At 52.3% G+C, this 9,057-nt stretch carries 12 protein-coding genes and 1 pseudogene; 8 read left to right on the forward strand and 5 right to left on the reverse strand.

Going from position 1 to position 9,057, the window contains the following annotated elements; translation table 11 throughout:
- The 6 genes and pseudogenes from rpsD to arfA all read left to right on the forward strand — a co-directional run.
- Positions 1–107: pseudogene (rpsD, locus tag AB7E14_RS15650) on the forward strand (30S ribosomal protein S4); the annotation flags it as partial.
- 25 nt (positions 108–132) lie between these two features.
- Positions 133–1,122: a DNA-directed RNA polymerase subunit alpha gene (locus AB7E14_RS15655; RefSeq protein ID WP_001162094.1), complete on the forward strand. Its 990-nt coding sequence runs from the start codon at positions 133–135 to the stop codon at positions 1,120–1,122.
- Between the two features lie 40 nt (positions 1,123–1,162).
- Positions 1,163–1,549, forward strand: a complete 387-nt coding sequence (gene rplQ / locus AB7E14_RS15660) for a 50S ribosomal protein L17 (protein WP_001216372.1) — start codon at positions 1,163–1,165, stop codon at positions 1,547–1,549.
- A gap of 106 nt (positions 1,550–1,655) precedes the next feature.
- Positions 1,656–2,024: a DUF1992 domain-containing protein gene (locus AB7E14_RS15665; protein WP_044327744.1), complete on the forward strand. Its 369-nt coding sequence runs from the start codon at positions 1,656–1,658 to the stop codon at positions 2,022–2,024.
- A gap of 10 nt (positions 2,025–2,034) precedes the next feature.
- A complete protein-coding gene (zntR, locus tag AB7E14_RS15670; RefSeq protein WP_044327743.1) occupies positions 2,035–2,460 on the forward strand; it encodes a Zn(2+)-responsive transcriptional regulator in 426 nt (141 codons plus the stop codon).
- A 55-nt stretch (positions 2,461–2,515) separates the two neighbouring features.
- Positions 2,516–2,734: an alternative ribosome-rescue factor ArfA gene (gene arfA, locus AB7E14_RS15675; protein WP_042998373.1), complete on the forward strand. Its 219-nt coding sequence runs from the start codon at positions 2,516–2,518 to the stop codon at positions 2,732–2,734.
- On the opposite strand, the gene mscL is transcribed toward arfA, so the two are convergent.
- From mscL to def, 5 genes are all read right to left on the reverse strand, one after another.
- Complete coding sequence (gene mscL / locus AB7E14_RS15680) at positions 2,731–3,141, reverse strand: large-conductance mechanosensitive channel protein MscL (RefSeq protein ID WP_042326268.1); 411 nt, start codon at positions 3,139–3,141, stop codon at positions 2,731–2,733. The genes arfA and mscL overlap by 4 nt on opposite strands.
- A 141-nt stretch (positions 3,142–3,282) precedes the next feature.
- Positions 3,283–4,659: a Trk system potassium transporter TrkA gene (gene trkA / locus AB7E14_RS15685; protein ID WP_042998372.1), complete on the reverse strand. Its 1,377-nt coding sequence runs from the start codon at positions 4,657–4,659 to the stop codon at positions 3,283–3,285.
- Positions 4,659–5,969, reverse strand: a complete 1,311-nt coding sequence (rsmB, locus tag AB7E14_RS15690) for a 16S rRNA (cytosine(967)-C(5))-methyltransferase RsmB (RefSeq protein ID WP_044327236.1) — start codon at positions 5,967–5,969, stop codon at positions 4,659–4,661. Before rsmB ends, trkA begins: the two co-directional genes overlap by 1 nt.
- 52 nt (positions 5,970–6,021) lie before the next feature.
- Positions 6,022–6,969 (reverse strand): methionyl-tRNA formyltransferase, encoded by a 948-nt coding sequence (gene fmt / locus AB7E14_RS15695; RefSeq protein WP_044327219.1) that lies wholly within the window; start codon positions 6,967–6,969, stop codon positions 6,022–6,024.
- Between the two features lie 14 nt (positions 6,970–6,983).
- Positions 6,984–7,493, reverse strand: coding sequence for a peptide deformylase (gene def / locus AB7E14_RS15700; RefSeq protein WP_044257544.1), 510 nt, complete (start codon positions 7,491–7,493; stop codon positions 6,984–6,986).
- 129 nt (positions 7,494–7,622) lie between these two features.
- Here def and dprA point away from each other — a divergent pair, with 129 nt between their 5' ends.
- On the forward strand, positions 7,623–8,747 hold the full coding sequence (gene dprA / locus AB7E14_RS15705; protein WP_044327218.1) for a DNA-protecting protein DprA: 1,125 nt from the start codon (positions 7,623–7,625) through the stop codon (positions 8,745–8,747).
- Positions 8,719–9,057 (forward strand): DUF494 family protein Smg (gene smg, locus AB7E14_RS15710; RefSeq protein WP_428169655.1); only part of this gene is annotated, 339 nt, incomplete at its 3' end. The genes dprA and smg, both read left to right, overlap by 29 nt.

Consider the following 9,057-nt stretch of genomic DNA (forward strand, 5'->3'; position numbering starts at 1 on the left):
AAGTTGATGCTGGCAAGATGGAAGGTACGTTCAAGCGTCAGCCAGAACGTTCTGATCTGTCTGCGGACATTAACGAACACCTGATCGTCGAGCTTTACTCCAAGTAAAGCTTAGTACCAAAGAGAGGACACAATGCAGGGTTCTGTGACAGAGTTTCTAAAACCGCGCCTGGTAGATATCGAGCAAGTGAGTTCGACGCACGCCAAGGTGACCCTTGAGCCTTTAGAGCGTGGCTTCGGCCATACTCTGGGTAACGCACTGCGCCGTATTCTGCTCTCATCGATGCCGGGTTGCGCGGTGACCGAGGTTGAGATTGATGGTGTACTACATGAGTACAGCACCAAAGAAGGCGTTCAGGAAGATATCCTGGAAATCCTGCTCAACCTGAAAGGGCTGGCGGTGAGAGTTCAGGGTAAAGATGAAGTTATTCTTACCTTGAATAAATCTGGCATTGGCCCTGTGACTGCAGCCGACATTACCCATGACGGGGATGTCGAAATCGTCAAGCCGCAGCACGTGATCTGCCACCTGACCGATGAGAACGCGTCTATTAGCATGCGTATCAAAGTTCAGCGCGGTCGTGGTTATGTGCCGGCTTCTACCCGAATTCATTCGGAAGAAGATGAGCGCCCAATCGGCCGTCTGCTGGTCGACGCATGCTACAGCCCTGTAGAGCGTATTGCCTACAATGTTGAAGCAGCGCGTGTAGAACAGCGTACCGACCTGGACAAGCTGGTCATCGAAATGGAAACCAACGGCACAATCGATCCTGAAGAGGCGATTCGTCGTGCGGCGACCATTCTGGCAGAACAACTGGAAGCTTTCGTTGATTTACGTGATGTACGTCAGCCGGAAGTGAAAGAAGAGAAACCAGAATTCGATCCGATCCTGCTGCGCCCTGTTGACGATCTGGAATTGACTGTCCGCTCTGCTAACTGCCTTAAAGCAGAAGCTATCCACTATATCGGTGATCTGGTACAGCGTACTGAGGTTGAGCTTCTTAAGACGCCTAACCTTGGTAAAAAATCTCTTACTGAGATTAAAGACGTGCTGGCTTCCCGTGGACTGTCTCTGGGCATGCGCCTGGAAAACTGGCCACCGGCAAGCATCGCTGACGAGTAACCGGATCACAGGTTAAGGTTTTACTGAGAAGGATAAGGTCATGCGCCATCGTAAGAGTGGTCGTCAACTGAACCGCAACAGCAGCCATCGCCAGGCTATGTTCCGCAACATGGCAGGTTCACTGGTTCGTCATGAAATCATCAAGACGACCCTGCCTAAAGCGAAAGAGCTGCGTCGCGTAGTTGAGCCGCTGATTACTCTTGCCAAGACTGATAGCGTAGCTAATCGTCGTCTGGCATTCGCCCGCACTCGTGATAACGAGATCGTGGCAAAACTGTTTAACGAGCTGGGCCCGCGTTTCGCGAGCCGCGCCGGTGGTTACACTCGCATTCTGAAGTGTGGCTTCCGTGCAGGCGACAATGCGCCGATGGCATACATCGAGCTGGTTGATCGCTCTGAGTCGAAAGCAGAAGCTGCTGCAGAGTAATCTGTAGTAACGTAAAAAAACCCGCCTCGGCGGGTTTTTTTATATCCGCAGCACCCCCACTTATCTACAATATCTGTACTCTTTTTGTTCATCCCCTGGAGTCATTATGTGGTTACTGGACCAGTGGGCAGAGCGTCATATCATCGATGCACAAAGAAAAGGTGAGTTTGAAGATCTTCGCGGCGCTGGCCAACCGTTGGTGCTGGATGATGATTCACATGTGCCTGATGAGCTACGTGCCGGTTATCGCTTACTGAAGAACGCAGGCTGTCTCCCACCCGAACTGGAGCAGCGGAAAGAAGCCATCCAGTTGTTGGATCTGCTGAGCGGCCTGCGGCAGGATGATCCGCAGTATCAGGAAGTGAGTCGGCGTTTGTCACTGCTGGAACTGAAGCTGCGGCAGTCCGGTCTGAGCACGGAATTTTTACGCGGTGAGTATGCTGATAAGTTACTGCATAAAATTAACGATAATTAATGGAGTGGACATGTATCGCATTGGTGAGTTAGCAAAGCTGGCGGAAGTGACCCCTGATACGATCCGCTACTATGAAAAGCAGCAGATGATGGAGCATGAGGTGCGCACAGAAGGCGGTTTCCGGTTATATACGGAAAAGGATCTTCAACGGCTTAAATTCATCCGCTATGCCCGACAGCTTGGCTTTACCCTTGAGTCGATCCGTGAATTGTTATCGATCCGTATCGATCCTGAACATCATACCTGTCAGGAATCCAAAGGGATCGTGCAGGAAAGGCTGAAAGAAGTTGAAGCTCGTATTGCCGAACTGCAAAGCATGCAGCGTTCATTGCAGCGTTTGAACGATGCCTGCTGTGGCACTGCGCATAGCAGTGTGTACTGCTCAATTCTGGAAGCTCTTGAACAAGGAGCCAGTGGAGTGGCGTCGGGCTGTTGATTTATCAGACAGGTGGGACTACACTCCCGCCGTTAAACTACAAACTGGAGCTATTATGAGTCGTTATCAGCATACAAAAGGGCAGATAAAGGACAATGCCATTGAGGCATTATTGCATGACCCTCTATTCAGACAGCGTGTTGAAAAGAATAAGAAAGGGAAAGGGAGTTATTTACGTAAAGGCAAACACGGTAACCGGGGTAACTGGGAGGCCAGTGGCAAGAAAGTGAATCACTTTTTTACCACTGGCCTTCTGCTTTCTGCGGTCTGTTAAGAACGATTATTCTGTTCTTTCAGCAGGTCGCGGATCTCAGTAAGCAAGACTTCTTCTTTCGTCGGTGCAGGTGCAGCCGCCGGCTCTTCTTTCTTACGATTGAGTTTGTTAATGAGCTTAATTGCCATGAAAATAGCAAAGGCGACAATCACAAAGTCGAAGATATTCTGAATAAACACGCCATAATGCATCACAACGGCCGGGATATCTCCCTGCGCATCACGCAACGTCACAGCAAACTGTTTAAAATCGATCCCACCAATTAACAAACCCAGCGGCGGCATAATGATATCGGCAACCAGTGACGATACAATTTTACCGAACGCCGCACCGATAATGACACCCACTGCCAAATCGACAACATTCCCGCGCATCGCGAATTCGCGAAACTCTTTAATAATGCTCATTATATTCTCCCTATGCAGCTGACGTTAATAAGTTTAACAAATGTTAAGGCATTTGCCATTTAAGTATTGAGATTAAGATTATGAATTAATCCTTGATAAATCAGGGGATTAAAAAGGGTGCAAACAACGCACCCTTCAATGTTAAAGGAAGAAAGGACTTGGCTGGAATAAGCGTTCGACGTCGGTAATAAACTTTTTATCCGTCAGGAACATAATGACGTGATCGCCTTGTTCGATGCGTAAGTTGTCATTGGCAATCATCACATCGTTACCACGCACGACAGCACCAATAATCGTGCCTGGCGGAAGTTTGATCTCGTCGATGACTCGGCCGACAACGCGTGAGGTACTTTCATCGCCGTGAGCGACAGCTTCAATCGCTTCCGCGACGCCACGGCGTAATGAAGAGACGCCAACGATGTCCGCTTTTCGCACATGGCTAAGGAGAGCCGAGATGGTTGCTTGCTGGGGAGAGATCGCGATATCGATCACACTACCCTGAACAAGATCGACATAAGCGCGGCGTTGAATCAACACCATCACCTTTTTCGCCCCCATGCGCTTAGCCAACATCGCTGACATGATGTTAGCTTCATCGTCGTTGGTAACGGCAATAAACAGATCGACCTGATCGATATGCTCTTCGGCCAGCAATTCTTGATCCGAGGCGTCGCCAAAAAAGACGATCGTATTCTGAAGTTTTTCGGCCAGCTCGGCAGCGCGCTGTTGATCGCGTTCGATCAATTTCACGCTGTAATCTTTTTCCAGACGATGCGCCAGACCTGCACCGATGTTACCGCCGCCAACCAGCATGATGCGCTTGTAAGGCTTTTCGAGGCGTTGCAGTTCGCTCATCACAGCACGAATGTGCTGGGAAGCGGCAATAAAGAAGACTTCGTCGCCCGCTTCCACAATGGTGGAGCCCTGTGGGCGGATCGGTCTGTCGTGACGGAAAATCGCCGCAACGCGGGTATCGATATGCGGCATATGCTCCCGCATCGTTGAGAGCGCGTTCCCGATCAGTGGGCCACCGTAATAGGCTTTTACGACGGCAAGGCTCACTTTGCCTTCTGCGAAATTGACGACCTGTAATGCGCCTGGATATTCGATCAGGCGGTAAATGCTGTCGATGACCAGTTGTTCGGGCGCGATCAGGTGATCGATAGGTACGGCTTCTGAGTGGAACAGCTTGTCCGCATCACGGACATAATCGGGAGAGCGGATACGGGCGATTCGGTTCGGCGTATTAAACAGCGAATAAGCCACCTGGCAGGCAACCATGTTCGTTTCATCAGAACTGGTCACGGCAACCAGCATATCCGCATCATCCGCCCCGGCTTCACGCAGCACGCGTGGGTGCGAGCCGTGTCCCTGAACGACACGCAGATCGAACTTATCCTGCAGGCTGCGCAGGCGTTCACCGTTGGTATCCACCACGGTGATGTCGTTGTTCTCGCCGACCAGGTTCTCTGCCAGCGTTCCACCCACCTGTCCTGCGCCCAGAATGATTATTTTCATCAGTCGTGACCCGTTATCCCATCACTTTTGATTAGCTTAGCGTAAAAGAAGCCATCACCGTCTTCTGCACCCGGCAGATTTTGAAGACCCGGCATTTCGGGTGTGCCTGTCTCGCTAAGCATGGCATCCGTCGTACGCTGTAAGAAGGCGTGAACTTGCTGACTGTTCTCTTCCGGCAAAACGGAACAGGTGGCATAGACCAGCGTGCCGCCGGATTTCAGATGCGGCCAGACGGCATCAAGAATTTCAGCCTGTAGCTTTGCCAGTTCGGTAATATCCCGATCGCGGCGGAGCCATTTGATATCCGGGTGACGTCGGATAACTCCGGTTGCAGAGCAGGGGGCATCTAACAGGATACGATCAAACTGCTGCTCGCCGCACCATTGTGCAGGAAAACGCCCATCACCCTGCTTAACCGTCGCTTTCATCCCAAGACGTTTCAGGTTGTCATAAACGCGGGAGAGTCGTTGTTCATCCACATCAACTGCCAGCACGTTTGCTTCGGGAGCCGCTTCGAGGATGTGGGTGGTTTTACCGCCTGGTGCTGCACACAGATCTAAAATGTGTTCGCCGTTTTGCGGAGCAAGGAAGGCCACGCACCCCTGAGCAGAGGTGTCCTGAACGGTGACCCATCCTTCATCGAACCCCGGAAGTGTATGGACCGGTGCGGGTGTTTCCAGACGGATGGCATCAGGATAGTCGGGATGAATGAAACCTTTCATCCCGGCGTTTTCGAGCAATGCCAGCCAGCTCTCGCGCGTATGGTGTATGCGATTCACACGTAGCCACATCGGGGGGCGCTGATTGTTGGCATCAATAATCGCTTCCCATTGGGTGGGGTACGCCTTTTGCAGGCGTTTAAGTAGCCATCCCGGGTGCAGAAAACACGCGTCGCTGCTGGCGAATTCCGCGAGTAGTTCTTCTTGTTGACGCTGGAACTGACGCAGAACACCGTTTATTAGCCCTTTAAGCTGAGGGCGCTTTATCGCTACGGCGCCTTCGACCGTTTCCGCCAGCGCTGCATGTGGAGGAATTCGGGTATGCAGTAATTGATAGAATCCCACCATGATCAGGTAGTGCACGGTGCGCTGTTTTCCCGTCATTGGGCGGGACATCAGTTTGTTGATCAACCAGTCGAGTTGCGACAGCGTACGCAGAACCCCAAAACAGAGTTCCTGTAGCAGCGCTTTGTCTTTATCGGAGACTTTTTGTTGTAGCGGCGGCAGGACATTGCTCAGTGAATGCCCTTGCTCGACGACCTGTTCAACGGCCTGCGCCGCCATACTGCGTAAGTTAAGTTTCTTATTCATAACCGCAAAAATAAAAAGGCCCGGTAACACCGGGCGTTATCAGAAGTGACCGTCAGACCAGACGGTTGCCAGGAATGAACCATTCCCGACGTGAATTCAGAAGATCCTGGGCGCTCATCGCTTTTTTCCCGGCGGGTTGCAATGAGAGCAGGTTCAGGACTCCATTGCCGGTCGCGACCTGAATGCCTTGTTTCGTGGCGTCAAGGATGGTTCCCGGTTCTGCCAGCGTCGGCGTCGCTATTACGGATGCCTGCCAGACTTTTACCGGCTGGCCGTCAATTTCCAGCCAGCTCATTGGCCAGGGATTGAATGCGCGAATGCAACGTTCCAGTTGTGCCGCAGAAAGCGACCAGTCGATGCGCGCTTCTTCTTTACTGAGCTTTTCTGCGTGAGTGACTAGCGATTCATCTTGCACTTGCGGATTTGCACGGCCCTCAGCTAACTGCTTCAGCGTTTCGATCAGCCCCAGCGGACCAAGATCCGCCAGCTTGTCGTACAGCGTGCCGCTGGTGTCTTGCGCGGTGATGGGGCAGGCGAGCTTATAGAGCATATCGCCCGTATCGAGACCCACGTCCATTTGCATAATGGTCACGCCCGTTTCAGCGTCCCCAGCCCAAAGAGAACGTTGAATGGGCGCCGCGCCGCGCCAGCGCGGCAGCAGCGAACCGTGGACGTTAATGCAGCCGAGACGCGGCATATCCAGCACGGCTTTCGGCAGAATCAGACCATACGCGACGACGACCATAACATCTGCATTCAGGTCAGAAACCAGGTGCTGGTTTTCCTGCGGGCGCAAGGAAACGGGTTGGAAAACCGGAATGCCTTTTTCTTCTGCCAGCACTTTTACCGGGCTCGGCATCAGTTTTTTTCCCCGACCTGCCGGGCGATCGGGCTGGGTAAATACCCCGACGACGTGATGTTCAGAAGACAACAGCGCGTCAAGATGACGCGCTGCAAAGTCAGGTGTACCCGCAAAAATAATACGTAGTGAATCTGACACGGTGATTCTTGTCCTTAAGCTCGTGCGTTCAGGCGGTCGAGTTTCTCAACTTTCTGACGAATACGTTGCTGCTTCAGCGGTGACAAATAATCGATAAACAGTTTACCGACCAGGTGATCCATCTCGTGCTGAATACAGATAGCCAGCAGGCCGTCGGCTTCCAGTTCAAACGGTTTACCCTCGCGATTGAGCGCGCGAACTTTCACTTTCTCAGCACGCGGCACTAAAGCACGCTGTTCCGGAATAGACAGACAACCTTCTTCAATACCGGTCTCGCCTTCTTTTTCCAGCAGTTCCGGGTTAATTAACACCAGGCGTTCGTCACGATTTTCCGACACGTCAATGACGATAATCCGCTGATGAATATCAACCTGCGTTGCTGCGAGGCCAATACCTTCTTCCGCGTACATCGTCTCGAACATATCATCAACGATACGCTGAATTTCTGCATTCACTTCTTCTACCGGCTTTGCGACTTTGCGAAGGCGCTCGTCCGGAATATGTAACACTTGCAAAACTGACATAGTTATCCAGAGTTGTGTTCAGGAGTTGGAAAGATTATTACCTCTATTCTAGACAAATCCCCCCCTGATTGACAGCATCAGTGACCAATCGCAAAGATTGCTAAGACTGCTTGTGGCAGGGGGATAAGGATGACCCGTACCGAAATTTGGCTACGTTTAATGGCTGTGAATGAGTTGTTCGGCGATGAGATGGTGCGCGTCGCTCACGGACTGATATCACAGCCGGCTATTGATATCGCCGCATTGCGGCGTGCCGGCCTTTCCCCTTCCCAGGCAACGCGCTTTTTGACCTTTCCGGAAAAAGAACTGGAAAGAACCCTTCGCTGGCTTGAGTTGCCGCACCATGACTTATTACTGGCAGACAGTGAAGATTATCCTGCGCAGCTTCGCGCCATTGAAGATTATCCCGGTGCGGTTTTTGTCGTTGGCTCCCCGCGATGTCTCCATGATTTTCAACTCGCCATCGTGGGAAGCCGAACGCCGTCCTGGTATGGCGAACGATGGGGGCAGATGTTTTGTGAGAAACTGGCCAGTTGGGATATCACCATTACCAGCGGTCTGGCGCGAGGTATTGATGGCATCGCCCATCGGGCGGCGATCCAGGCAAAGGGGAAAAGCATTGCCGTATTAGGCAACGGCCTGCAATCCGTCTATCCCCGCCGACATGCCGGGATGGCCGATGCGTTGCTGGAAACGGGAGGCGCGCTGGTGTCCGAATTTCCGTTAATGATGGCCCCTTTACCGCGCAACTTTCCCCGCCGGAACCGTATCATTAGCGGTCTGAGTAAAGGGGTTCTGGTGGTTGAGGCGGCATTACGCAGTGGCTCGTTGGTCACCGCGCGCTGTGCGTTAGAGCAAGGACGAGAGGTGTTCGCTATCCCTGGCCCCCTCGGCAGCCCCGGAAGCGAAGGGCCACACTGGCTGGTGAAGCAGGGTGCCACCCTTGTGACGGCCCCAGAGGAAATCATGGAAAATTTGCAGTACGGCTTGCATTGGCTGCCAGATGAGCCTGAAAAATCACTTTATTCATCAGATCAGGAAGGCGCAGCATTGCCATTTCCCGAGCTCCTGGCTAACGTAGGAGATGAGGTAACACCTGTTGACGTCGTCGCTGAACGTGCCGGCCAACCTGTGCCAGAGGTAGTGGCTCAGCTACTCGAACTGGAGTTAGCAGGATGGATCGCAGTTGTACCCGGCGGCTATGTCCGATTGAGGAGGGCATGCCATGTTCGACGTACTAATGTATTTGTTTGAGACATATATCCACAATGAAGCTGAATTACGTGTGGATCAGGACAAACTTGAACGGGATCTTACCGACGCTGGTTTTGATCGTGAAGACATCTACAACGCGCTCCTGTGGCTGGAAAAGCTTGCTGACTACCAGGAAGGTCTTGCCGAGCCGATGCAGCTCGCCTCCGATCCTCTCTCTGTGCGTATTTATACCCCAGAAGAGTGTGACCGACTGGATGCCAGTTGCCGCGGATTCCTGTTATTCCTTGAGCAGATTCAGGTGCTAAACCTCGAAACGCGAGAAATGGTGATTGAACGTGTGCTCGCGCTG

Source organism: Citrobacter sp., from assembly GCF_050252275.1.
GTDB lineage: Bacteria > Pseudomonadota > Gammaproteobacteria > Enterobacterales > Enterobacteriaceae > Citrobacter_A > Citrobacter_A amalonaticus.

Coding starts and splice junctions, on each gene's coding strand:
- AB7E14_RS15655 (WP_001162094.1), top strand. CDS start 133: ATGCAGGGTTCTGTGACAGAGTTTCTAAAACCGCGCCTGGTAGATATC.
- rplQ (WP_001216372.1), top strand. CDS start 1,163: ATGCGCCATCGTAAGAGTGGTCGTCAACTGAACCGCAACAGCAGCCAT.
- AB7E14_RS15665 (WP_044327744.1), top strand. CDS start 1,656: ATGTGGTTACTGGACCAGTGGGCAGAGCGTCATATCATCGATGCACAA.
- zntR (WP_044327743.1), top strand. CDS start 2,035: ATGTATCGCATTGGTGAGTTAGCAAAGCTGGCGGAAGTGACCCCTGAT.
- arfA (WP_042998373.1), top strand. CDS start 2,516: ATGAGTCGTTATCAGCATACAAAAGGGCAGATAAAGGACAATGCCATT.
- mscL (WP_042326268.1), bottom strand. CDS start 3,141: ATGAGCATTATTAAAGAGTTTCGCGAATTCGCGATGCGCGGGAATGTT.
- trkA (WP_042998372.1), bottom strand. CDS start 4,659: ATGAAAATAATCATTCTGGGCGCAGGACAGGTGGGTGGAACGCTGGCA.
- rsmB (WP_044327236.1), bottom strand. CDS start 5,969: ATGAATAAGAAACTTAACTTACGCAGTATGGCGGCGCAGGCCGTTGAA.
- def (WP_044257544.1), bottom strand. CDS start 7,493: ATGTCAGTTTTGCAAGTGTTACATATTCCGGACGAGCGCCTTCGCAAA.
- dprA (WP_044327218.1), top strand. CDS start 7,623: ATGACCCGTACCGAAATTTGGCTACGTTTAATGGCTGTGAATGAGTTG.